The following is a 21722-nucleotide window of genomic DNA, read 5'->3' as shown; positions in this document are numbered from 1 at the left end:
TTCGATGCGTTTCAATTCGAGGATTTGGCGGCCAGGGAGGCCTTAGGGTCGTGATTCAAATCAAAGCGGTTTTGGCTGAGCTGTTATTATCTGCCGTATCTTTTAAGTACGGATTGATCCATGTCCCCTCGCGAGATCCGCATCGCCACCCGTAAAAGTGCCTTGGCCCTCTGGCAGGCCGAATACGTCAAAGCCCGCCTGGAAGCGGCCCATCCCGGCCTGATCGTGACCCTGGTGCCCATGGTCAGTCGCGGTGACAAGCTGCTGGATTCGCCGCTGTCGAAGATCGGCGGCAAGGGCCTGTTCGTCAAGGAACTGGAAACCGCGTTGCTGGACAACGAAGCCGACATCGCCGTGCATTCGATGAAAGACGTGCCCATGGACTTCCCCGAAGGCCTGGGCCTGTTTTGCATCTGCGAGCGGGAAGACCCCCGCGATGCGTTCGTCTCCAACACGTTCTCCAGTCTTGACGCACTGCCCGCCGGGAGCGTGGTGGGTACTTCCAGCCTGCGTCGCCAGGCACAGTTGCTGACTCGCCGCCCGGACCTGCAAATCCGTTTCCTGCGCGGTAACGTCAATACGCGCCTGGCCAAGCTCGATGCCGGTGAGTACGACGCGATCATTCTCGCCGCCGCCGGCCTGATCCGCCTGGGCTTTGAAGATCGCATCACCTCGGCCATCAGCGTCGACGACAGCCTGCCGGCCGGTGGACAAGGGGCGGTGGGCATCGAGTGCCGTAGCGCCGACAGCGACATCCATGCCTTGCTGGCGCCGCTGCACCATGAAGACACCGCTACGCGGGTATTCGCCGAGCGCGCCCTTAACAAACACCTCAATGGCGGTTGCCAAGTGCCGATCGCCTGTTACGCCGTGCTGGAAGGCGAACAGGTCTGGTTGCGTGGCCTGGTGGGGGATCCCAACGGTGGCCGGCTGCTCAGCGCCGACGCCCGGGCGCCGCGCCACGATGCCGAGGCGTTGGGCGTGCGGGTGGCCGAGGATCTGTTGAGCCAGGGCGCCGCCGACATCCTCAAGGCCGTCTATGGCGAGGCCGGCCACACGTGACGGGTTGGCGGCTGCTGCTCACCCGGCCGGCGGACGAGTCGTCGGCGCTGGCGGCTGTCCTGGCCGAAGCGGGGGTCTACAGCAGCAGCCTGCCCTTGCTGGATATCGAGCCGCTCCCGCTGTCCGATGCCGGGCGGGCGATACTCCAGGTGCTGGACCAATACTCTGCCGTGATCGTCGTCAGCAAACCGGCCGCACGCCTGTGCGTCGAGTTGCTGCGCCAATACTGGCCCCAGCCTCCAGACCAACCATGGTTCAGCGTGGGGGCGGCCACCGGACAGATTCTCGTCGATGCCGGCCTCACGGTGTTTTATCCCGATAACGGCGATGACAGCGAAGCCTTGCTGGAACACCTGGTCTTGCGCCAGGCTGTTGCGCGGCCCGACCCCAAGGTTTTGATCGTGCGCGGTGAAGGCGGGCGTGGCTTGCTGGCAGAGCGTTTGCGCGAGCAAGGTGCTAGTGTCGATTATCTGGAATTGTACCGCCGCCACTTGCCCGATTACGGCGAAGGGGCGTTGCCGGCGAAAGTCGAAGCGGAACACTTGAACGCACTGGTGGTCAGCAGTGGGCAGGGCTTCGAGCATCTGCAGCGGCTGGCCGGCGATGCGTGGCCGGCCTTGGCGCGGTTACCGTTGTTTGTTCCAAGCCCAAGGGTTGCCGAGATGGCGCGTGCCGCCGGGGCCCGAACAGTTGTGGATTGTCGTGGCGCCAATGCCGCGGCTTTGCTGGCGGCGTTACGGGAACACTCCGTGCCGTTTTCTAATGCAAAGGATGGATACGTGAGCGAAACAGCCTTGCCAAAAGAAGATCTAGACCAGCCAGCGATCGATGCGCCGGTTGAAACTCCGCCCCCGGTGGCGCCGCGTCGCGGCAACGGGTTGGCCATAGTTGCATTGCTGCTCGGGGCCGCTGGCGTGGCCGTGGGCGGTTGGGGCGTGTGGCAGGTGCGTCACCTGCAAACCAATAACCAGCAGCAGTCCGCCCAGGTCCAGGCACTGAATGACCAGGCCCAGAGCCTCAAGCTCAACGAGCAACGCCTGAGCGAGCGCCTGGCGCAATTGCCTCCGGCCGAAGAGCTGGAGGGGCGGCGGCGCCTGGTGGCCCAGTTGCAAAGTGACCAGCAGCACCTGAACCAGCGCCTGGAAACCGTGCTCGGTGCCAGCCGCAAGGATTGGCGCCTGGCGGAGGCCGAGCACTTGTTGCGCCTGGCCAGCCTGCGTCTTTCCGCCCTGCAGGACATCAACAGTGCCCAGGCGCTGGTCCAGGGGGCTGACGAAATCCTGCGCGAGCAGAACGACCCCGGTTCGTTCGCCGCCCGCGAGCAACTGGCCAAGACCCTCGCCGCGTTGCGCAGCACCGAGCAACCGGATCGCACCGGGCTGTTCCTGCAACTGGGCGCCTTGCGTGACCAGGTCCTGGAACTGACCGAACTGGCGCCCGAGTACAAGGACCGCGGTGAATCCTTGCTGGGCCTGACCGCCGACGGCGATGGCGCCAGTCGTTGGGCGCAGTGGTGGGACCAGATCTCGCGCTATATCCGTATCGACTTCAACGCCGATGAAAATGTTCGTCCGCTGCTGGCCGGGCAAAGCCTCGTGCAAGTGCGCCTGGCCTTGAGCCTGGCGCTGGAGCAGGCGCAATGGGCCGCCCTCAATGGTCAGGCGCCGGTCTACACCCAGGCGCTGACCGAGGCTCGGGACGTGTTGAAGAACAACTTCAACCAGGACAACCCGCAAAGCAAGATCATGCTCGAGCGCGTGGTCGAGCTGTCCAAGCAGCCGGTGACGGTGGTCACCCCGGACCTGACGGGCACGCTGAGCAGCGTCCAGGCTTACCTTGAGCGCCGCAACCTCAATGCCCAGGAATCGGTCAAGCCGTTGCCCGCGCCTGGCGCGCAGGAGGCCACGCCATGAAGCGTCTCTACGTGATTCTGTTCGTGGTCATCGCTGCCGCCGCCTTGCTGGGCGTGGCGATTGCCGAGCATTCGGGTTACGTGCTGGTGGCGTACAAGAACTTCCGTTATGAAGCTGGCCTTTGGGTCACCCTGGCGCTGGTGGCGGTGCTCTGGCTGGTGTGGCGAGGCCTGAGGGCGCTGATCGGGCTGGTGACTACGTCGAGCGGCGTGGTCAACCCGTGGTCGCGGCGCAACCGCAGCCGGCGGGTGCAAGTGGCGATCGAGCACGGCCAGTTGGACCTGGCCGAAGGTCGCTGGGCCAGTGCCCAACGACACCTGCATCGTGCTGCCGAAGCCGAGCGCCAGCCACTGCTGTATTACCTTGGTGCCGCCCGTGCGGCCAACGAACAAGGTCTCTACGAACAGAGCGACAGTTTGCTCGAGCGCGCCCTGGAGCGTCAGCCCCAGGCGGAACTGGCCATTGCCCTTACGCACGCGCAACTGCAGACGGACCGAGGCGACACCGACGGCGCGTTGACCACGCTCCAGGCCATGCATGAGCGGCATCCCCATAACGTCCAGGTCCTGCGCCAACTGCAACGACTGCATCAGCAGCGCGGCGACTGGTCGGCATTGATCCGGCTGTTGCCGGAGCTGCGCAAGGACAAGGTCCTGCCACCCGCTGAACTGGCGGAACTGGAACGTCGTGCCTGGGGTGAAAACCTCACCCTGGCAGCCCACCGTGAGGAGGACGGCAGCGTCGGTTTGCAGTCGCTCAATCGCGCCTGGCAACAACTGACCTCCGCGCAGCGCCAGGAGTCCGCGCTGGTGCTGGCCTATGCCGAGCAGTTGCGTCAGTTGGGAGCCCAGGTCGAGGCCGAAGAGGTACTGCGAAGTGCGCTCAAGCGTCACTATGACAGCCATCTGGCGCGCCTGTACGGGTTGGTTCGAGGCAATGATCCGATCCGCCAGTTGCAAACGGCCGAAGGCTGGCTCAAGGATCATCCGGCGGATCCAAGCCTGCTGCTGACCCTGGGGCGCCTATGCCTGCAGAACAGTTTGTGGGGCAAGGCGCGGGACTATCTGGAAAGCAGCTTGCGCGTCCAACGCAACCCCGAAGCCTGTGCTGAACTGGCGCGATTGCTGGCGCAACTGGGCGATGCCGAGCGCAGCAACCAGTTGTTCCAGGAGGGATTGGGGCTGCTGGACGAGCGCCTGCTGGCCGCACCGTTGCCGGTTCCGGCTCAGGTGTTGTCCACTTGAGAGGGGCATGACTCATTCTTGAAAATGGTATGAACCCTTGTGGCGAGGGGATTTATCCCCGTTGGGCTGCGAAGCGGCCCTTTGAAGCTTGGGCTCGATGAAAATCTGATACAGCACGCACGGCGCCAGGCTTTAGGGCTGCCTCGCAGCCCAGCGGGGATAAATCCCCTCGCCACAGGTTCAGTGCCGTCCACGAGCGAAGGGTTGCGAATACCACCCTGGTTTTGGGGCTTTGGTCATGCCGTCAGTAAAGTCCTACAGCCCATCGCGCTGTATCCTCTTTGGCCTGTCGGGAATTCCCTACATCCCTGGTGAAGTGTCTGCGCGGGCCTGCCTTGAAAGGCCCGAGGGCTTTCCTCTACCGTAACTGCTTGTCTCTTCTGTTACGGAACCGCCATGTCTTTGGCCAGCTCACGCTTCTTGTTTTTCATGGCTTCCATCGCCGCAGCCCTGGCTTTGGGCATTGCCACTTATCTGGAGTATTCGGTCGGCCTGACGCCTTGCAGCCTGTGTGTCTTGCAGCGGTTGTGCCTGACGCTGTTCCTGGTGAACAGCCTTGTGGCATGCGTACACGGTCCAGGCCAAAGAGGCAGTCTCTTCTATGGTGCGGCAGGGTTGGTTTTTGCGACGGGGGGAATGACCCTGGCATGGCGTCAGGTCTTGATGCAAAGCCATTCGTTCGAGCCGTTTCCTGATTGTGTTGCCCAGCCCAAGCTGATGGATTCGTGGTGGTGCGCGTTGCATCGCGTCCTCGACGGCGCAGTCGATTGCGCGAATATCACCTGGACGCTGTTCGACCTGAGTATCCCCGAATGGAGCCTGTTGTTCTTTCTCGCGGTGTCCAGCGCGATGGCCTATCTACTGCTGCGCCTTGCCTGGAGTGCTCTGGTACGACCGCTCAGCGGCGATACGTCGCAGATGCTCCGGGCCGTGGATTAAACACTTGTATGAACTTTATCTCCTGCGTACCTTGAAGCCATTGTCGTGCGGGCATAATCTGGCCCGCACGTGTTATTGGAATTGTGCCGCTCGATCATGTTGTGTCTGGCTTGTCCCTGATCATCAGGCGTGCACAGGCTGCGAGTGGCATGACCCACAAGGGAAGAAATCACCATGCTCGAAAGTTGTCAGAATGCTCAGGAACGCTGGGGTGGGGTGCATCTGCTGATCGATCGCTGGTTGCAGGAGCGTCACGAACTGGTTCGGGCCTACGATGCCCTCGGCGATAAGCCTGAAGCGCTGAGCGAAAGCCGCAAACCCTTGCAGGAGTTCTGCGGTGTGCTGGTCGACTATGTGTCTGCCGGTCATTTCGAGATATACGAACAACTGACGGGCGAGGCCAAGGCCTTCAACGACAAGCGCGGCCTGGAACTGGCCGAGCAGATCTACCCGCGTATCGACGTCATCACCGAAAAGCTGCTGGCGTTCAACGACCTGTGCGATGAAGGCAAGTGCGTAGCGGAAAAATTCAAGGAGCTGGGCGGCTTGCTGCACGAACGTTTCGAACTGGAAGACTGCCTGATCGAAGTGCTGCACAACGCTCACAAGGAAGAAGCCGCGGTCCAGGCCTGAGGGTTTCGCGGTCATGAAAAAACGGTGCGCAGTGCGCACCGTTTTTTATTGAGTCGGCGTCAGGTCGTCGCGCCCAGCAATTCGATTTCAAACACCAGTGGCGTGAATGGTGGGATCACATCTCCCGCCCCTTCAGCGCCATAGGCCAGGGTCGACGGAATCACCAACCGCCATTTTGCGCCTACCGGCATTTGCGGCAATGCACTGCGCCAGCCGTCAATCACGCTGTCGAGGTTGAACCATTGTGCCTGGTGGTTGGAATCGAATACGGTGCCGTCCGGCAATCGACCGGTATACAGCACCTGGACCTTGCCGTGAGGGCCGGCTTTCGCGCCGTGGCCTGGCTTGATCTCGGTCAGCAGGATGCCGTCTGCGAGTTGCTGGACGCCTGGACGGTTCTTTTCTTCATTGAGAAATTTCTGCTCCGTTTTCAACGCGGCTTCGATCTGTGGCGTTGTCGATTGCGAATTCAGTCGTGCCTGGTGCTCGGCCAGGATCTGTTCGATGCGTTCATCCTTGAGGGCCAGCGGCTTGCCCAGGTAGGCCTGTTGCAAGCCTTCGACCAAGGCTTTGATCTGCAGGTCCGGCACGTCCTGGCGCAGGCGTTCGCCGAGGCTTGCGCCCAGGCTGTAAGCCAAATCGTGGGCATCGTTTGCGCTGGTTTTTTCAACGGCCTGGACCGTGGAGCAAACCATGCACAGGAATAAAAACAGGTGACGCGACATGTGTGCTCTCCGGCCTCGAATCGAGGAATTATGCCAGTGCCGATATCTATAGAGGTGGATTGCCAAGGCACTGGCGCAGAAGATTTTTCGTCCCTTGCAACGCAACGTCTTGTGTACTGTCAACATGCCCTAGCGGCGGTTGAAGCAGAGGTCTAGTATGAGCCGCACTCACGTCAGTCAGGAGGTAAACCATGTCGGCCACCAAGAAGCCTGTAAACACTCCGTTGCACTTGCTCCAACAACTCTCGGGCAGCCTGCTCGAACATCTGGAAAATGCCTGCTCCCAAGCCCTGGCTGATGCTGAAAAACTGCTCGCCAAACTTGAAAAACAACGCGGCAAAGCGCAGGAAAAACTGCACAAGTCGCGCACCAAATTGCAAGACGCAGCCACCGCTGGCAAGGCCAAGGCGCAAGCCAAGGCCAAAGATGTCGTGAAAGAACTCGAAGACCTGCTTGATGCCTTGAAGGATCGTCAGTCCGAGACCCGCGCCTACATTCTGCAACTCAAGCGTGATGCCCAGGAAAGCCTGAAACTGGCCCAGGGTGTCGGTCGCGTGCAAGAAGCCGCAGGCAAGGCGCTGACGCTTCGTGCTGCCAAGCCTGCCGCTGTATCGGCCAAGAAGCCGGCGGCTAAACCCGTCGCGGCAAAAGCTCCGGCCAAAGTCGCTGCCAAGCCTGCGGCGAAAGCACCGGCCAAAGCTGCCAGCAAGCCAGCTGCCAAATCGGTCGCTGCCAGTGCTGCAAAACCTGCGGCAAAAAAACCAGTTGTCAAAGCTGCGGCCAAGCCCGCCACAAAAACGGCAGTTGCAAAACCTGCTGCCGCCAAGCCTGCTGTAAAAGCTGCTGCTAAACCGGCCGCTAAACCTGCGGCAAAAGCTGCAGCCAAACCTGCCGCTAAAACCGCCGCCGCAAAACCTGCTGCCAAAGCTGCGGTAAAAGCCACCGCAAAACCTGCTGCCGTTAAGCCTGCTGCCAAACCAGCAGCGAAGCCTGCGGCAACCAAAACGGCTGCGGCCAAGCCCGCTGCGAAAACGGCTGCCAAGCCTGTCGCTGCCAAAGCCCCCGCCAAAGCGGCGGCTAAACCCGCTGCCAAACCGGCTGCGGCCAAGCCTGCTGCTGCGAAGCCAACGGCTGCTAAACCAGCCGTCGCGAAGCCCGCTGCCGCCAAACCAGCCGCCAAGCCGGCAGCGAAACCGGCCGTGAAAAAGCCAGCCGCTGCAAAACCTGCGACTGCGCCAGCCGCCAAGCCAGCGACACCGGCTCCGACCACGGCACCGGCTCCAGCCGCCAGCACTCCGGCCGCGGCGACCAGCCCATCCGCCGCCGTTGCGCCGAGCATCAGCAGCACCCCAACCAGCGCTTCCTAAGTGCCGGACACCGCGACGCGCAGCTGATGCAGCGCGTCGCGGCTCGCTGGCCCGGCATTCGCCGCCAGCCCTTGCAGCCATTGCGCTGAATCGTTCTGTTGTGTCCCAGGCCAATCCTTGGCCAGCGCTTCCAATCGCTCCAGCAATTGCCGTTCGGCCGCCAGCTCCAGCTGCTTGACCTGCTCGCGCAGGCCATTGAGTGCCGTGTCCTGGAGGGCGCTGGTTTTCCATTGGCTGCGAAGCGTGCGCAGTGGCCGCACCACCTCGGCATCCCAGGGCTCGGCCAATAGTCGAAGCTGCCGCAGCCTGTGTTCATTGCAGGCCACGCCACGCTGCGCCAGCCACAGGCCACACAGCAGCAGGCAGACGTTGGCGCCGGCGTCTTGTGATGCCAGGCACGCAGGCTCTACGCCAGGCTTGGCATAGAGGTCGAGGGAAAAGCTCCACAGGTCTGGGGACATCGTGCTACTCGCGCCAGTTGCGAGCGAAGCTGGTAGACTCCGCCGCCATTATGATCCGACTTCAGAACCTGACTTTACAGCGTGGCCCGCAACGTCTGCTAGAAGACGCCGAGCTGACCCTGCACGCCGGCCACAAAGCCGGCCTCATCGGTGCCAACGGCGCCGGCAAATCGAGCCTGTTCGCCTTGCTGCGAGGCGAGCTGCACCCGGACTCGGGTGATTGCCTGTTGCCGGCTGATTGGCGCATCGCCCACATGCGCCAGGAGGTCGACACCCTCGAGCGTCTGGCGGTGGACTACGTGCTCGATGGCGACCTGCGCCTACGCCAGGTGCAACGCGACCTGGCGGCGGCCGAAGCGGCCCACGACGGTGCCGCACAGGCCCGTCTGCACGCGGAACTCGACAGTGCCGACGGCTACACCGCCGATGCCCGTGCGCGCAAATTGCTCGCCGGCCTGGGCTTTACCAATGAGCAGATGGATCGTCAGGTCGGGGACTTCTCCGGTGGCTGGCGGATGCGCCTGAACTTGGCCCAGGCCTTGATGTGTCCTTCGGATCTGCTGTTGCTCGATGAGCCGACCAACCACTTGGACCTCGACGCCATCATCTGGCTCGAAGACTGGCTCAAGAGTTACCCGGGCACGCTGCTGCTGATTTCCCACGACCGTGATTTCCTCGACGCGGTGGTGGATCACGTGGCCCATGTCGATCAGCGCAAGCTCACCTTGTACCGTGGCGGCTACAGCGCCTTCGAACGCGCGCGTGCCGAACGCCTGGCCCAGCAACAGCAGGCCTACGAGAAGCAGCAGGCGCAACGTGCGCACATGGAAAGCTACATCGCCCGCTTCAAGGCCCAGGCCACCAAGGCCCGCCAGGCCCAGAGCCGGATCAAGGCATTGGAGCGGATGGAAGAGTTGTCGGCGGCCCACGTCGATTCACCGTTCGATTTTGTCTTCCGCGAATCGACCAAGATTTCCAGCCCGTTGATCGACCTGTCCGACGCGCGCCTGGGGTATGGCGACAAGACCGTGCTGGAGAAGGTCAAGCTGCAACTGACCCCGGGTGCGCGGATTGGTCTGCTGGGCCCCAACGGTGCCGGTAAGTCGACCCTGATCAAGAACCTTTCCGGCGAACTCGAGCCTCTGGCCGGGCGCCTGACCCGGGGCGAGAACACGGTGGTCGGCTACTTCGCCCAGCATCAGCTCGATTCCCTGGACTCCAAGGCCAGCCCGCTGTTGCACCTGCAACGCCTGGCACCGACCGAGCGCGAGCAGACCCTGCGGGATTTCCTCGGCGGTTTCGATTTCCGCGGGGCGCGCATCGACGAGCCGGTGCTGAATTTCTCCGGTGGCGAAAAGGCACGCCTGGCGTTGGCACTGATCGCCTGGGGCCGGCCGAACCTGTTGCTGCTCGACGAACCGACCAACCACCTGGACCTGGAAATGCGCCTGGCCTTGACCATGGCCTTGCAGGAATTCAGTGGCGCGGTGCTGGTGGTGTCCCACGATCGGCATTTGCTCAAGAGCACTACGGATAATTTCTTCCTGGTGGCCGACGGCAAGGTCGAGGAGTTCGACGGCGACCTGGAAGACTACGCCCGTTGGCTGGTGGAATACCGCCAGCGCAACGCGCCGGTCAGCAGCACGCCGGTCAACCCGGACAAGACCGACAAGAAAGCCCAGCGCCAGGCCGCCGCCGCATTGCGCCAGCAACTGGCGCCGCACAAGCGTGAGGCCGACAAACTCGAAGCCGAGTTGGGCAAGCTGCATGAAAAACTGCAAAAGATCGAAACCAGCCTTGGCGACAGTGGTCTCTACGAGGCGGCGCGCAAAGATGAGTTGCGCGACCTGCTGGCCGAGCAGGCCAAGCTGAAAATTCGGGAAGCGGAACTCGAGGAGGCTTGGATGCAAGCGCTGGAACTGCTGGAAAACCTGCAAGCGGAGCTGGAGGCGTTGTCCTGATGGAAGCGTTGGCGTTGCCTATACCCGTCATGTGGATCGAGCCGATCTGGCTGGGTGTGCAAATCCTGCTGATCCTGTTGGTGGGATATGTCGCCCAGCGGTTCGTTGCGCGTGCGCTCACGGGCCTCGGCGAGCGCTACCCACTGCCGACGCAATTGGTGATCATCCTGCGCGGTGTGCTGCGCTGGCTGATCATGGGCAGCGCCGTACTGGTGGCGCTGGAGCGCCTGGGTGTCTCGGCCACGGTACTCTGGACGGCGATCTCGGGTTTCGTGGCGGTGGCGGCGGTGGCGTTCTTCGCCATCTGGAGCGTGCTGTCCAACCTGTTCTGCGCCGTGTTGATCTACACCGTCGGACCGTTTCGCCTGGGCGATGTGGTCGAGCTGGTGGACACCACCGACAAGCCTGGCATCAAAGGACGCGTGGTGGCGATCAATCTGCTGTACACCACGCTGATCGAACCCGAGGAACTCGGCACCGGCAGTGCCATGGTGCAAGTACCCAACAGCCTGTTCTTCCAGCGTTCGGTACGGCGCTGGCGTGGCAGCGAAGCGTTTCCGGTGGGTGGGTTCGTCGAATAATCCGGCTTCGCCGATTGGCTTTTTTTTGCAAAAAAGCGATGGTCAATCCTTCAGCGGCGCATTAGCTTAGTCGTTTTCGACGAATTCGAGCCGAGGTGTGCAATGGTGCTGGAAACATGGCTGGCGTTTTTCGCCGCCTGTTGGGTGATCAGTCTTTCCCCGGGCGCCGGTGCCATTGCATCGATGTCCAGTGGCTTGCGCTACGGGTTTTGGCGCGGTTACTGGAATGCCCTGGGCCTGCAACTGGGCCTGGCGCTGCAAATCGTGATCGTCGCCGCCGGTGTTGGCGCTATCCTCACGGCCTCGGCCACCGCGTTCTATGCGATCAAGTGGTTCGGCGTGGCCTATCTGGTTTACCTGGGTATCAAACAGTGGCGAGCCATCCCTGGCGATATCAGCGATGACTCCGTCGTGCGGCCCATCGGTAACCCTTTGGCGCTGGTGTTTCGTGGCTTCCTGGTCAACATCAGCAACCCCAAGGCGCTGGTGTTCATGCTGGCGGTGTTGCCACAGTTCATCAATCCCCATGCACCATTGATCCAGCAATACCTGATCCTGGGCGTCACCATGATCGTCGTCGACCTCATCGTCATGGCCGGGTACACCGGGTTGGCGTCCAAAGTCCTGCGGCTGTTGCGTACACCGAAGCAGCAACGGCGGATGAACCGCACGTTTGCTGGCCTGTTCATCGGGGCGGCGGGCTTGCTCGCGACGATTCGCAAGGCTGCGGTGTAACCGGCTTATACACAACACCTGTGGCGAGGGAGCTTGCTCCCTCGCCACAAAAAGCGTCTCTACTATCCAGCGGTGTGGCTCAGCGCAAGATCACCGGCGCCGTATCCCGTGGCAGGTTATTGCGCTGCATCGGCTCGCCGGGCTGTTGATAGCTCGGGCCGCCGAGCTGTTCGCTCAGTTGCCGCGCCACGTCTTCCCCCAGGGCCTTGGACACATCGCGCACCACCCGCGGCCGGTTGAGGCTGATGCGCACGTCCCGGTGGTTCAACAACTTGGTGTCCTGGCCTTCGCCCATGGCCGTAAAGGCCGAGGTGATTTCGTAGGTCTTGGTGTTGATCAGGCTGAAGTCTGCCACCAAGGTCAGCGCCAGTACGGCCGAATAGCTGTCGGTATTGGCCAGCTCGTTGATGTCGCGGGTGAAGTCGATGTCCGACACCGTGCCGAACAGCACATAGTCGGCACCCTTGAAGTTCCCGGCCTTGATGCGCTTGATCACGTCATAGACGTCGCCCTTGGACGACGCGGTGTGCGGGGTGCCCTGCACCAGCTGGAACATCCCGCTGCGCAGGATCTCGCCCTTGATGTCGCCCGTGAACTTGCGCAGTTCGCCCTGCTCGATATAGCTGCTGGTGGCTTCCATCTCGTCGTAGCTCGAGGAAGCGCTGGCGCTGTAAGGGTTCGCCTGGAAGTTGCTCTGCGCTGAGACGGTGTGGATGTATTCCTCCACCCGCTCCTGGTATGCAAGGTCGGTCACTGCGACTTTCGGGGCCGCCTGCGCGCCAAATGCGCAGGCCAGGGCCATGATGCCTATCCATGTGCGCATGGCTTAACGCTCCGTGGTCTTGCGGATTTCTTTTTCGTCCATCCACTCGGCCAGACCGCTTTCGACGTCGATCAATTGCAGGCTGAATTTGTAGAAGACGTCCTTGTAGTCGCTGCTGCGCTTGACGATCGAGCTGATGGAGCCCTCGAGGCGGTACTTGGCAGCGATCATGTTGCCGGTCTTGGCCACGGTGCTTTTCTTGTACAGGCCACTCTGGTTCTGCAGCTTGAGCTGATCGACCTGGCTGTCCATGGCGGTGTTGTCGCTGGCGAAGCGAGCAGCGCCGGTCTTCATCAGCTGGGTCTTGATGCTGGTGGTGATTTCACGGGTGTCGATGTATTCGCTGGTCTTGTTCTTCACGTCATAGACCTGGACCACCGGGCGACCCTGCAGGATGCCGGACTGGGCCAGGGAGCGGGTCATGGACTCGGCGATCATTTGCAGGTCGGTGGAACCGAACTCGTTGGTCACGGTTTCCACGGCCTTGGTGTCGCCGTAGCTGATGTTCTTGTTGCCCAGGACCGGCGAGTTGTTGGCGCAACCGCTGACCAGCAGGGCGGCGAGGGCGATGGAGGAAATGCGTACGAACATGGGGATGCTCTCGAAAGCTGAATGAAATGGGGCTAAGGCTTGATGCCGATCAGTAAAGGAACTTGTGCCGGCGATCCCCGTGGCGAGGGAGCTTGCTCCCGCTGGGTCGCGAAGCGGCCCCAAGATCTTGCGGTCGCTGCGCAACCGAGCGGGAGCAAGCTCCCTCGCCACAGGTCTGGTGTTGGCTTGACCGACCGGGATCAGGCTCAAGGAGTATTGATTTCCAAACGGAAATCCACCGCCTTGGGGGTCGGTGCGATGGCCGGCAGGAAGCTGGTCTGTTCGCCATACAGCGTCAGGCTTTTCCAGGTTTCTTCCTCGGCGATCGGAAAGCCTTCCGACCCGAGCCAGGCAAAGCGGTAATACATCGTCTTGTTGTTGTAGCTGGTATTGCTCAACTGGACATTGACGGTCATGTAGCCGTTTTCCCGGGCCACGCGCATGGCGCCGACCACAATGTTCTTGGTCTTGCCCATCGCCACGACCTTGCTGGCGGCGCTGCCCGGCTCCGGTGGTGGCGGGGTGGCGCAACCGGCCAGCAAGGCCAGGGCGCCAACGGCGATCAGTTTTAAACGCATGTGAACAAGACTCCGTTCTTAAGGTTGCTTGAGGGCAATGGCGGTCGGGTTGGCGCTTGGCATCACCTGGGCCGCCAGGCCACCGGCGAACACCTGGTTACCCACCGCACGCAGGCTGATGACCTGGTAGCGCTGGTCGACGGTGACCTTGACCACCGAGCCGCCCACCGCGCTTGGCAAGGTGACCTGGTGCTCGCCTTTCTTCAGGCGCAGGCGCACCACCTGGGTGTAGTCGGGCAGGGTGCGCCAGGTTCGGGTATCGGCACCTTCGAGTACGGCCGAGGTGAGGCCGACGGCCAGGCCGGCCAGCGGATTGGTGTCGTTGATCTGCTTTTGCGCCACGCCACGGGTGACGGCGCGCACGGTGGTGCGCAGGATGATGCCCGGCATGTCGTCGCGCAGGGCCCGACGGGACATGGCGGTGGTGCTGTTGAGTTGGGTCAGGTCCAGCTGGCGGCCGTCGACACCGATCTGGCCGAAGGTGGCCGTGGAGGTGTCAGGCTTGATCAGCGGGAACGACAGCGGCGTGATGACCAGGTTGCCGCTGATTGGCAAAGGCAAGGGAATGCGGATCGAGTCCCGGGACGGCGCCAGGCCACTCTGCACCACGATCAGGATGTCGCTGTCGTCGCTCTTGGCGGCGGGCTTGTCGAGGTCACGCAGGGCCTGCTCCAGCAGCGGTGTGTTGGGGCGCAGTTCGGCGGCCTTGCGATAACCCGGTGCGGCCAGGTCCTTTTCACCCAGGGCTTCGTAGACGAAACCGGCCAGGTAATGGCTGAACGCGCTCTGGTAACTGTTCTTGAGGCTGACCACTTCCGGGGCATCGAGGCTGGCCACCGGGTAACCCTGAAGGTCCTTGTATTCGGTCTTGACCCCTTGTTTCTCGGCTTCTTCCTCGCGCTTGAGGTATTCCTTGTCCCGCAGGTCGGCGATCACCGCTTCGCGTTCGTGGGTCTTCTTGATCTGGGTCCGTGCGCCGTCGAAGTCATTCACCGCCAGCAGGTTCAGGGCCATCTGCGTGGTCAGCATGACCTTTTCGTAGTCGTAGCCTTCGTAGCGGCGGACTTTATCGTTGACCAGGAAACTGCCGAACTGGGCCAGGTACTTGGCCGTGTCGAGCTTGACCGCATCTTCCCACTGGGCAACTTGTTGGTCGGCGCTGTTCCAGGCGGTCTGGCTGCCGGACAGGTCGCCCTTGGCGCGCAGCAGCTCACCTTTCTCGAAGTAATACAGCAGGTCCTTGTCCTGGCTGGTGTTGTTCTTTTCCAGCAGCGTCAATGCGGCGTCGACGTTGCCGGAAGCCAGTTGCTGGTTGGTCTGGGCCAATTCGCTGTCGTAGTTGCGAAAGGCCGAACAGCCGGACAACAAGGTGATCGCACCGAGGGCGATCGAAAAAACGGCACGGGATGCCATGAACATTTCTTCCCTGAGAAACAGCCGGGGTGTGCGGGTCGGGCTGGGGCGATCCCACGGACAAGCGTTGGTACGCTGTCGGTTCCTCATAAAAAGAGGAGCTTTTATGCCATCGAATGATAAGAAGGCGGCGGGATTATAAACATGGCTCTTGGCTATGTAATGGCTTTTCAGTGTCTAAATGCCGTTTTTGTGACATCACCTCCAAAGCATGAAAATCCGATGAAAATCGGCTCCCAAGTCATATCCGCCCTTGAGCCGAAGCCATTGGAAGTGAACAATGTGTTACTTCTTATTACCAACTGAGAGTCATTCATGACTGTGCCGTTCCGTTTCCTGGCCTGGCTTCTACTGCCATTGCTCGCTTTGTGCAGCACTGCGCTGCAGGCCGACCCCCTCGAGAGTGCCCCCCAGGCGCTGCATTTGTTGGATTACATCGGGGCGGATTACCCGGCGACGGTCGAGGCGGGCAAGGTCATCGACGAGGCGGAGTACCGCGAGCAGCTGGAATTTACCCAAGCGCTGGAAGGGTTGGTCGCCGGGTGGCCGGCCAAGCCAGAAAAGACTGAGCTGGTCCAAGGCATCGGCACCCTGCGCACGGCGATCACCCAGCGCCAGGACGGCGGCGATGTTGCGCGCCTGGCGCGGCAACTGGGGGCCAAGCTGGCGGTGGCATATGAGGTCAGCCAGGCACCGGTCATCACGCCCGACCCCACCCGCGGCGCGCCGCTGTATGCGCAAAATTGCTCGGTGTGCCACGGAGCCAACGGTGCCGGCGACGGTCCTGCCGGTGTCGGCTTGGAACCGCCGCCCGCCAACATGCGGGACGCCCAGCGCCTGGATCGCCTGAGTCTCTATGCGATCTACAACACCGTCGGCATGGGCATCGAAGGCACGGATATGCCGGCCTTCGCCGATCAGCTCGACGACCGTCAGCGCTGGGACCTGGCGACCTACATCGCCAGCTTCAGCGCGGACCCGGCCGCCGCCAAAAGTGAACAGGTCTTCAACCTCGCTGACCTGGCGCGCCAGACCCCGGCCGAAGTCCTCGCCGCACAAGGCCCGGCAGCGGCGGCGACGTTCCGTGCCCAGCGTGCCCAGCCGCCGCAAGTGCAACGTGGCCCGGCGCAGTTGCTCGACTACACGGCGGCCACCCTGGATAAAAGCATCGCGGCGTACCGTGCCGGTGATCACGACCAGGCCTATGACTTGTCGGTAGCGGCTTACCTGGAAGGTTTCGAGCTGGTGGAAAGCTCGCTGGACAACGTCGATGCCAACGTGCGCAAGGACACCGAAAAGTCCCTGATGGCCTACCGTCAGTCGTTGCAGGACGGTTTGCCGGTGGAGCAGGCGGTACAGCGTCTGGACGCGGCCAAGGCCAAGTTGAAGGAGTCCGCCGGCCTGCTGGGTGGCGATGGCTTGAGCTGGTCGCTGAGCTATATCTCCGGGTTGCTGATCCTGCTGCGTGAAGGATTGGAAGCGATCCTGGTGCTGGCGGCGATCCTGGCGTTCCTGCGCAACACCGGCCAGCAGTCGGCGGTGCGCAGTGTCAACGTCGGTTGGGGGCTGGCGCTGGTGGCCGGCCTGGCGACCTGGGGCCTGGCGGCGTATGTGATTGACGTCAGCGGTGCCCAGCGTGAGCTGCTTGAAGGCGCGACGGCGTTGTTCGCCAGTGTGATGGTGCTGTGGCTGGGTGTGTGGATGCATGACCGTCGCCACGCAGCGGCCTGGCAGGACTACATCAAGAGCAGCCTGGTGGGCGGCGGTGGTCGGTTTGGTTTTGCGATCCTGGCGTTCTTCTCGGTCTATCGCGAACTGTTCGAAGTGATCCTGTTCTACGAAACCCTGTGGTTGCAAGCGGGCCCCGCCGGGCACAACGCGGTGCTGGCCGGCGGCGCGACGGCGCTGGTGTTGTTGGTGGGGTTGGCCTGGGTGATCCTGCGCGGCTCGGCGAAACTGCCCCTGGCGCTGTTTTTCAGTATCAACGCCGGGTTGTTGTGCGCGCTGTCGGTGGTATTCGCCGGTCACGGCGTGAAGGCGTTGCAGGAAGCCGGGATCTTCGGCACCCATCCGGTGGCATTCTTCGAATTCGACTGGCTGGGCATTCATGCCGATGCCTATTCGCTGGCCGCTCAAGTGGTGGCGATCCTGGCGATCATGGTGCTGTATGGGCGCAGTTGGGTGGTGGAGAAGCGTCGGGTTCAGGTTTCCTGAAAAGCGTTCGCTGCGCTCATTATCGCGAGCAAGCTCGCTCCCACAGGATGTAGGCTGTCCTTGTGGGAGCGAGCTTGCTCGCGATGCATTTTAAAGAGGAGCAACCCCAATGCGCGTATGGATCGACGCCGATGCCTGTCCCAAGGCGGCGAAAGAACTGGTGGTCAAGTTCGCCCTGAAGCGCCGGTTCGAGGTGGTGCTGGTGGCCGGTCAGCCGCAGATCAAGCCGGCCCTGGCTTGTGTGAAGCTGATCGTGGTACCCAGTGGCCCTGATGCGGCGGACGATTACCTGGTGGAACATGCCGTGCCGGGTGAGTTGGTGATCTGCAGCGACGTGCCCTTGGCCGACCGGTTGGTGAAGAAGGGCGTCGCGGCCCTGGACCCGCGCGGCAAGGAGTTCGATGCGCAAAACATGGGCGAGCGGCTGGCGGTGCGCAACCTGTTCACTGATCTGCGTGAACAGGGCCATATGGGCGGCGGCCCGGCGGCCTACAGCGAGCGAGACAAGCAGGGGTTTGCCAATGCCCTGGATCGGATCCTGACGCGCCTGACCCGATTGCCTTGAATCATGCCCAAACCTCTGTGGGAGCGAGCTCCCACAGGGTTAGTGGTGGTGGGGTCAGGCGTCGTTCTCGTGCGTCAATTCCAACACCCGATCCACCAGTTTGTTGATGCCGGAAGCCGCTTCGCTGATGTTCTGCGCCAGCATGTAGGCCGGGGTGCTGACCAGTTTGCGCGCTCGGTCTTCAACGATGTCGGTGACGGTGCACTCTTCGTGAGTACCCCCCATTTTGGTCACAGCGGCGGCAGTGTCGACGTCGTTGCCGATGGTGCAGACCACGCCCGGGCCGTAGATTTTCGCCGCCAGGGCCGGGGAGATGCAGATCAGCCCGACCGGTTTGCCGGCCTCGGCAAAGGCCTCGGTCAGCGCGAGGACCTCTGGCTGGACCGTGCAAGCCGCGCCTTCGACGGCAAAGTTGGAGAGGTTTTTCGCCGAGCCAAAACCACCAGGTACGATCAGGGCGTCGAAATCCTCGGCCCTGGCTTCACGCAAGTCCTTCACGTTGCCCCGCGCGATCCGCGCCGATTCCACCAACACGTTGCGGCTCTCGGGCATTTCCTCGCCGGTCAGGTGATTGATCACATGCAACTGGGCAATGTTGGGGGCGAAGCACTGGACGTGAGCCCCACGCTGATCAAGACGCAGCAAGGTGATCACGCTTTCGTGGATCTCGGCGCCGTCATAGACGCCACAGCCGGAAAGGATCACTGCAATTTTTTTGCTCATGGGCTTTTCTCCAGATTCATGGCGTTAAATGTCTACTAATTTGTCACTCGTTGCCATAGGGGGATCGGCCAGCTACACCTAATCTGCCGACTATCTCCCTGCCTCGCATGCCCGGGTTGCGTCATGAACTTCATCCTGTATGCCGTGCCGTTCTTCTTCGTGCTGATCGCCGTCGAGTTGCTGGCCGATCGCTGGCGGGGCGTGAGCCACTACCGAGTGGCCGACGCGATCAACAGCTTGAGCACCGGCGTGCTGTCGACCACAACGGGCCTTTTGACCAAAGGCGTGGGGCTGGTGACCTATGCCTTTGCGTTGAAACACCTGGCTGTCATCGAGCTGCCTGCCGACCGGGCCTGGACCTGGGTGGTTGCCTTTGTGCTCTACGACTTCTGCTACTACTGGCTGCACCGCATGGGCCATGAACGCAACATCCTCTGGGCCGCTCATTCGGTGCACCACCAGAGCGAGGACTACAACCTTTCCACGGCGTTGCGCCAGACCAGTACCGGGTTCCTGTTGAGCTGGATCTTCTACGTCCCGCTCGCCGTACTGGGTGTGCCACTGGTGGTCTTCGTCAGCGTTGCGGCGTTGAATCTGCTGTACCAGTTTTGGGTCCACACCCAGCACATTCCCAAGCTCGGCTGGCTGGAGTGGTGCTTCGTGACGCCGTCCAATCATCGTGCCCACCATGCACAGAACCCTCTCTACATGGATCGCAACTACGGCGGGGTGTTCATTATTTGGGACCGTCTGTTTGGCACCTTCCAGGAAGAAGACGTCAACGAACCGATGATTTTCGGCGTGACCACGCCGCTGGAGAGCTGGAATCCGTTGTGGGCCAACCTGCAGTTTTATGCGCAGCTGTGGGCCGATGCCAGGCGGGCCGGGCGTTGGTGGGACAAGCTGCGGATCTGGTTCATGCCCACCGGTTGGCGTCCGGCGGACGTCGCGGCCAGGTACCCGCTGAACAAGTCGGACTTGAGCCAGTTCCGCAAATTCGACGTGCCGTTGGATGTTCGCCAGCAGTGGTACGTGGGGCTGCAGTTCTGCGCCTACATCGCCTTGGGCAGTTATCTGATGAACCTTGAAGCCAGCCTGCCGGTCGTCGCCCTGATGCTGGGTTGGGGCGCGGTGGCGTTCGGTCTGTTCGTGTTGGGCGTGGCCCTGGAGAATCGCCCGTGGGCGTTGCGGCTGGAGCTGTTGCGGCTGGCCTCGAACCTGCCGCTGGTATGGCTGGCGCCACTGGCCGGGTTGTGGCCGGCCAACCCTGTGGCCTGGGCCGGGCTGCTCAGCTACAGCCTGCTCAGCGGCATCGGGCTATATTGCTGCCGTACCCGGTTTACTCGGTTGGCGTCGTAGGTTCGCCGGACCTGGCTTGCTCCAGGCGCTCGGCTTCGAGGACTTTCCTGGCCAGGCGTGCATTCTTGATGCGTCGGCGCAGCCACAAGACCAGGCCCAGCACCAGCAGTGCGCCGAGTACCCACAACTCATACTTCTTGATGCTGCCCAGCATGCCTTCGAGCACTGCGCCAAAGTGGTACGCGGCCGCAGCCAACGCCGTGGCCCAGATCGCCGCACCGATGCCGTTGAGCAGCAGGTAGCGACCCGGCGGATAGCCTGACAGACCGATCGCCACCGGCATCACCGTGCGCAGGCCATAGACGAAACGGAAGCTCAGGACCCAGATGTCCGGATGCCGGCGGATGTGCTCCAGCGCCCGATCCCCCATCAACTGCCAGCGTGGCTTGCGGGCCAGCAGCTTGCGCCCGTGCTTGCGTCCCAGGAAATACCACAGCTGATCGCCCGCGTAGCTGCCGCAGAACGCCACGACGACCACCAGGTTGATGTCCATGTAGCCACGGAACGCCAGGAAACCTGCGAGCACGAGGATAGTTTCGCCTTCGAAGAACGTGCCGATAAACAGGGCCAAGTAGCCGAAGTCATGCAGAAATTGTTGGAGCATTGTCTGGGTGCTGGCGAAATGAACGCGCAGCCTAACCCTTCAGGCACATTCAGGAAAGTATCGAAATGTGTCTCGACGTGAACAATTCCTACAATGACAATAACTGCGACGACAGGACGCAGGTGCACATAACTGTAATGTCTTCGTCATAATGGGCGCTTATAACTGTCACGCTCGCCCGTCAGCACGGGCTCAGGAGTCTGCCGTGAGCTTTACCCCCGCCAATCGTCTGTTCCCTGCTACCCGCCTGCGTCGCAACCGTCGTGATGAGTTCTCTCGTCGGCTGGTACGTGAAAACGTGCTGACCACCAATGACCTGATCCTGCCGGTATTCGTGCTGGACGGTGAGAACCGTCGCGAAGCGGTGGCGTCGATGCCCGGGGTGGAACGCCTGACCATCGACCTGCTGCTCGAAGAGGCCGCCCACTGGGTCGAACTGGGCATTCCGGCGCTGGCGCTGTTCCCGGTCACGCCGCCGACACTCAAGTCCCTGGACGCCGCCGAAGCCTGGAACCCGGAAGGCATCGCCCAGCGCGCGACCCGCGCCTTGCGCGCGCGCTTCCCGGAGCTGGGGGTGATCACCGACGTGGCGCTGGACCCGTTCACCACCCACGGGCAGGACGGTATCCTCGATGAAGAAGGCTACGTGCAGAACGACATTACCGTCGATGCACTGGTCAGGCAGGCCCTGTCCCACGCCGAGGCCGGCGCCCAGGTCGTGGCGCCGTCGGACATGATGGACGGGCGCATCCAGGCGATCCGCGAAGCCCTCGAGGTGGCCGGTCACGTCAACGTGCGGATCATGGCCTACTCGGCCAAGTACGCCAGCGCCTATTACGGTCCGTTCCGCGACGCGGTCGGCTCGGCCCTGAACCTGGGCAAGGCCAACAAGGCTTCTTATCAGATGGACCCGGCCAACAGTCAGGAAGCCTTGCACGAAGTGGCGGCTGACTTGTCAGAAGGGGCAGACATGGTCATGGTCAAGCCTGGCATGCCCTACCTCGACATTCTTTGCCGGGTCAAAGACGAATTCAAAGTGCCGACCTTTGTTTATCAGGTCAGCGGCGAATACGCGATGCACATGGCCGCGATCCAGAACGGCTGGTTGGGCGAAGGGGTGATCCTGGAGTCCTTGACCGCTTTCAAGCGCGCAGGGGCTGATGGCATCCTGACTTACTTTGCCGTGCGCGCCGCCCAATTGTTACGAGAGCAGAAATAGCCTCCCAGGAAC

General features: G+C 62.1%; 21 protein-coding genes and 1 pseudogene. 14 read left to right on the top strand and 8 right to left on the bottom strand.

Annotated features, from left to right (window positions below):
* Nucleotides 1-120: 120 nt before the first annotated feature.
* The 6 genes and pseudogenes from hemC (at nt 121) to BM300_RS15025 (ending at nt 5791) form a co-directional block, all read left to right on the top strand.
* Entirely contained in the window at nt 121-1062 is a 942-nt protein-coding gene (gene hemC / locus BM300_RS15045; protein WP_063323841.1) for a hydroxymethylbilane synthase, read from the top strand.
* Nucleotides 1059-1805: pseudogene (locus tag BM300_RS31415) on the top strand (uroporphyrinogen-III synthase); the annotation flags it as partial. The gene hemC and the pseudogene BM300_RS31415, both read left to right, overlap by 4 nt.
* Before the next feature lie 36 nt (nt 1806-1841).
* A complete protein-coding gene (locus BM300_RS31410) occupies nt 1842-2975 on the top strand; it encodes a uroporphyrinogen-III C-methyltransferase (RefSeq protein ID WP_256571678.1) in 1134 nt (377 codons plus the stop codon).
* Nucleotides 2972-4219, top strand: coding sequence for a heme biosynthesis protein HemY (locus BM300_RS15035; protein WP_072343040.1), 1248 nt, complete (start codon nt 2972-2974; stop codon nt 4217-4219). Before BM300_RS31410 ends, BM300_RS15035 begins: the two co-directional genes overlap by 4 nt.
* Before the next feature lie 396 nt (nt 4220-4615).
* Nucleotides 4616-5158 carry a disulfide bond formation protein B gene (locus BM300_RS15030; RefSeq protein ID WP_092148226.1) on the top strand — a complete coding sequence of 181 codons (543 nt, stop codon included), beginning with the start codon at nt 4616-4618 and terminating at the stop codon, nt 5156-5158.
* A gap of 174 nt (nt 5159-5332) precedes the next feature.
* Nucleotides 5333-5791, top strand: a complete 459-nt coding sequence (locus BM300_RS15025) for an Rsd/AlgQ family anti-sigma factor (protein ID WP_003206770.1) — start codon at nt 5333-5335, stop codon at nt 5789-5791.
* 59 nt (nt 5792-5850) lie between these two features.
* Here BM300_RS15025 and BM300_RS15020 read toward each other — a convergent pair whose 3' ends face one another.
* On the bottom strand, nt 5851-6516 hold the full coding sequence (locus tag BM300_RS15020; RefSeq protein ID WP_092148223.1) for an FKBP-type peptidyl-prolyl cis-trans isomerase: 666 nt from the start codon (nt 6514-6516) through the stop codon (nt 5851-5853).
* A 191-nt stretch (nt 6517-6707) separates the two neighbouring features.
* Here BM300_RS15020 and BM300_RS15015 point away from each other — a divergent pair, with 191 nt between their 5' ends.
* Nucleotides 6708-7883 carry an AlgP family protein gene (locus BM300_RS15015; protein WP_092221285.1) on the top strand — a complete coding sequence of 392 codons (1176 nt, stop codon included), beginning with the start codon at nt 6708-6710 and terminating at the stop codon, nt 7881-7883.
* Here the strand turns inward: BM300_RS15015 and BM300_RS15010 are convergent.
* Nucleotides 7880-8344, bottom strand: coding sequence for a TIGR02444 family protein (locus BM300_RS15010; RefSeq protein ID WP_072343028.1), 465 nt, complete (start codon nt 8342-8344; stop codon nt 7880-7882). The genes BM300_RS15015 and BM300_RS15010 overlap by 4 nt on opposite strands.
* Nucleotides 8345-8394: 50 nt before the next feature.
* Here BM300_RS15010 and BM300_RS15005 point away from each other — a divergent pair, with 50 nt between their 5' ends.
* The 3 genes from BM300_RS15005 (at nt 8395) to rhtB (ending at nt 11621) form a co-directional block, all read left to right on the top strand.
* Entirely contained in the window at nt 8395-10305 is a 1911-nt protein-coding gene (locus tag BM300_RS15005; RefSeq protein ID WP_092148217.1) for an ATP-binding cassette domain-containing protein, read from the top strand.
* Nucleotides 10305-10886 (top strand): mechanosensitive ion channel family protein, encoded by a 582-nt coding sequence (locus BM300_RS15000; protein WP_092148214.1) that lies wholly within the window; start codon nt 10305-10307, stop codon nt 10884-10886. Before BM300_RS15005 ends, BM300_RS15000 begins: the two co-directional genes overlap by 1 nt.
* Before the next feature lie 102 nt (nt 10887-10988).
* Nucleotides 10989-11621, top strand: a complete 633-nt coding sequence (gene rhtB, locus BM300_RS14995; RefSeq protein ID WP_092148211.1) for a homoserine/homoserine lactone efflux protein — start codon at nt 10989-10991, stop codon at nt 11619-11621.
* A gap of 79 nt (nt 11622-11700) precedes the next feature.
* On the opposite strand, the gene BM300_RS14990 is transcribed toward rhtB, so the two are convergent.
* The 4 genes from BM300_RS14990 to BM300_RS14975 all read right to left on the bottom strand — a co-directional run bounded on the left by BM300_RS14990 (nt 11701) and on the right by BM300_RS14975 (nt 15026).
* The gene (locus BM300_RS14990) at nt 11701-12444 is read right to left on the bottom strand and encodes a penicillin-binding protein activator LpoB (RefSeq protein ID WP_092151245.1); all 744 of its coding nucleotides are present in this window, start codon (nt 12442-12444) and stop codon (nt 11701-11703) included.
* 3 nt (nt 12445-12447) lie between these two features.
* A complete protein-coding gene (gene lpoB / locus BM300_RS14985; RefSeq protein WP_072343012.1) occupies nt 12448-13035 on the bottom strand; it encodes a penicillin-binding protein activator LpoB in 588 nt (195 codons plus the stop codon).
* Nucleotides 13036-13241: 206 nt separating this feature from the next.
* Nucleotides 13242-13613: a YcfL family putative periplasmic lipoprotein gene (locus BM300_RS14980; RefSeq protein WP_092463236.1), complete on the bottom strand. Its 372-nt coding sequence runs from the start codon at nt 13611-13613 to the stop codon at nt 13242-13244.
* An 18-nt stretch (nt 13614-13631) separates the two neighbouring features.
* The gene (locus BM300_RS14975) at nt 13632-15026 is read right to left on the bottom strand and encodes a COG3014 family protein (RefSeq protein WP_092149204.1); all 1395 of its coding nucleotides are present in this window, start codon (nt 15024-15026) and stop codon (nt 13632-13634) included.
* Between the two features lie 315 nt (nt 15027-15341).
* Here BM300_RS14975 and BM300_RS14970 point away from each other — a divergent pair, with 315 nt between their 5' ends.
* Together BM300_RS14970 and BM300_RS14965 are read left to right on the top strand one after the other, a co-directional pair.
* Nucleotides 15342-17240 carry a cytochrome c/FTR1 family iron permease gene (locus BM300_RS14970; RefSeq protein WP_092149198.1) on the top strand — a complete coding sequence of 633 codons (1899 nt, stop codon included), beginning with the start codon at nt 15342-15344 and terminating at the stop codon, nt 17238-17240.
* Between the two features lie 109 nt (nt 17241-17349).
* Complete coding sequence (locus BM300_RS14965) at nt 17350-17805, top strand: YaiI/YqxD family protein (RefSeq protein WP_060740113.1); 456 nt, start codon at nt 17350-17352, stop codon at nt 17803-17805.
* Between the two features lie 54 nt (nt 17806-17859).
* On the opposite strand, the gene elbB is transcribed toward BM300_RS14965, so the two are convergent.
* Nucleotides 17860-18528: an isoprenoid biosynthesis glyoxalase ElbB gene (gene elbB / locus BM300_RS14960; RefSeq protein ID WP_092149195.1), complete on the bottom strand. Its 669-nt coding sequence runs from the start codon at nt 18526-18528 to the stop codon at nt 17860-17862.
* 123 nt (nt 18529-18651) lie between these two features.
* Between elbB and BM300_RS14955 the strand changes: the two genes are divergently transcribed.
* Nucleotides 18652-19887 (top strand): sterol desaturase family protein, encoded by a 1236-nt coding sequence (locus tag BM300_RS14955; protein WP_092463234.1) that lies wholly within the window; start codon nt 18652-18654, stop codon nt 19885-19887.
* Here BM300_RS14955 and BM300_RS14950 read toward each other — a convergent pair.
* Nucleotides 19868-20491: a DedA family protein gene (locus tag BM300_RS14950; protein WP_003206742.1), complete on the bottom strand. Its 624-nt coding sequence runs from the start codon at nt 20489-20491 to the stop codon at nt 19868-19870. The two genes, BM300_RS14955 and BM300_RS14950, sit on opposite strands and share 20 nt — an antisense overlap.
* Nucleotides 20492-20696: 205 nt before the next feature.
* On the opposite strand from BM300_RS14950, the gene hemB reads away from it, so the two are divergent.
* On the top strand, nt 20697-21710 hold the full coding sequence (gene hemB / locus BM300_RS14945; RefSeq protein WP_063323855.1) for a porphobilinogen synthase: 1014 nt from the start codon (nt 20697-20699) through the stop codon (nt 21708-21710).
* Nucleotides 21711-21722 lie beyond the last annotated feature (12 nt).

The organism is Pseudomonas sp. NFACC46-3 (assembly GCF_900114515.1).
GTDB lineage: Bacteria > Pseudomonadota > Gammaproteobacteria > Pseudomonadales > Pseudomonadaceae > Aquipseudomonas > Aquipseudomonas fluorescens_Q.
This window is presented reverse-complemented; position numbering and strand designations above follow the sequence as displayed.

What these genes read in the sequence shown, in the direction of transcription:
- elbB (WP_092149195.1), bottom strand. Translation starts at nt 18,528, where the DNA reads ATGAGCAAAAAAATTGCAGTGATCCTTTCCGGCTGTGGCGTCTATGAC.
- BM300_RS15000 (WP_092148214.1), top strand. Translation starts at nt 10,305, where the DNA reads ATGGAAGCGTTGGCGTTGCCTATACCCGTCATGTGGATCGAGCCGATC.
- lpoB (WP_072343012.1), bottom strand. Translation starts at nt 13,035, where the DNA reads ATGTTCGTACGCATTTCCTCCATCGCCCTCGCCGCCCTGCTGGTCAGC.
- BM300_RS14950 (WP_003206742.1), bottom strand. Translation starts at nt 20,491, where the DNA reads ATGCTCCAACAATTTCTGCATGACTTCGGCTACTTGGCCCTGTTTATC.
- BM300_RS15005 (WP_092148217.1), top strand. Translation starts at nt 8,395, where the DNA reads ATGATCCGACTTCAGAACCTGACTTTACAGCGTGGCCCGCAACGTCTG.
- BM300_RS14990 (WP_092151245.1), bottom strand. Translation starts at nt 12,444, where the DNA reads ATGCGCACATGGATAGGCATCATGGCCCTGGCCTGCGCATTTGGCGCG.
- BM300_RS15030 (WP_092148226.1), top strand. Translation starts at nt 4,616, where the DNA reads ATGTCTTTGGCCAGCTCACGCTTCTTGTTTTTCATGGCTTCCATCGCC.
- BM300_RS15015 (WP_092221285.1), top strand. Translation starts at nt 6,708, where the DNA reads ATGTCGGCCACCAAGAAGCCTGTAAACACTCCGTTGCACTTGCTCCAA.
- BM300_RS14965 (WP_060740113.1), top strand. Translation starts at nt 17,350, where the DNA reads ATGCGCGTATGGATCGACGCCGATGCCTGTCCCAAGGCGGCGAAAGAA.
- BM300_RS15020 (WP_092148223.1), bottom strand. Translation starts at nt 6,516, where the DNA reads ATGTCGCGTCACCTGTTTTTATTCCTGTGCATGGTTTGCTCCACGGTC.
- BM300_RS14970 (WP_092149198.1), top strand. Translation starts at nt 15,342, where the DNA reads ATGACTGTGCCGTTCCGTTTCCTGGCCTGGCTTCTACTGCCATTGCTC.
- BM300_RS14955 (WP_092463234.1), top strand. Translation starts at nt 18,652, where the DNA reads ATGAACTTCATCCTGTATGCCGTGCCGTTCTTCTTCGTGCTGATCGCC.
- BM300_RS14980 (WP_092463236.1), bottom strand. Translation starts at nt 13,613, where the DNA reads ATGCGTTTAAAACTGATCGCCGTTGGCGCCCTGGCCTTGCTGGCCGGT.
- BM300_RS15035 (WP_072343040.1), top strand. Translation starts at nt 2,972, where the DNA reads ATGAAGCGTCTCTACGTGATTCTGTTCGTGGTCATCGCTGCCGCCGCC.
- rhtB (WP_092148211.1), top strand. Translation starts at nt 10,989, where the DNA reads ATGGTGCTGGAAACATGGCTGGCGTTTTTCGCCGCCTGTTGGGTGATC.
- BM300_RS15010 (WP_072343028.1), bottom strand. Translation starts at nt 8,344, where the DNA reads ATGTCCCCAGACCTGTGGAGCTTTTCCCTCGACCTCTATGCCAAGCCT.
- BM300_RS15025 (WP_003206770.1), top strand. Translation starts at nt 5,333, where the DNA reads ATGCTCGAAAGTTGTCAGAATGCTCAGGAACGCTGGGGTGGGGTGCAT.
- hemC (WP_063323841.1), top strand. Translation starts at nt 121, where the DNA reads ATGTCCCCTCGCGAGATCCGCATCGCCACCCGTAAAAGTGCCTTGGCC.
- BM300_RS14975 (WP_092149204.1), bottom strand. Translation starts at nt 15,026, where the DNA reads ATGGCATCCCGTGCCGTTTTTTCGATCGCCCTCGGTGCGATCACCTTG.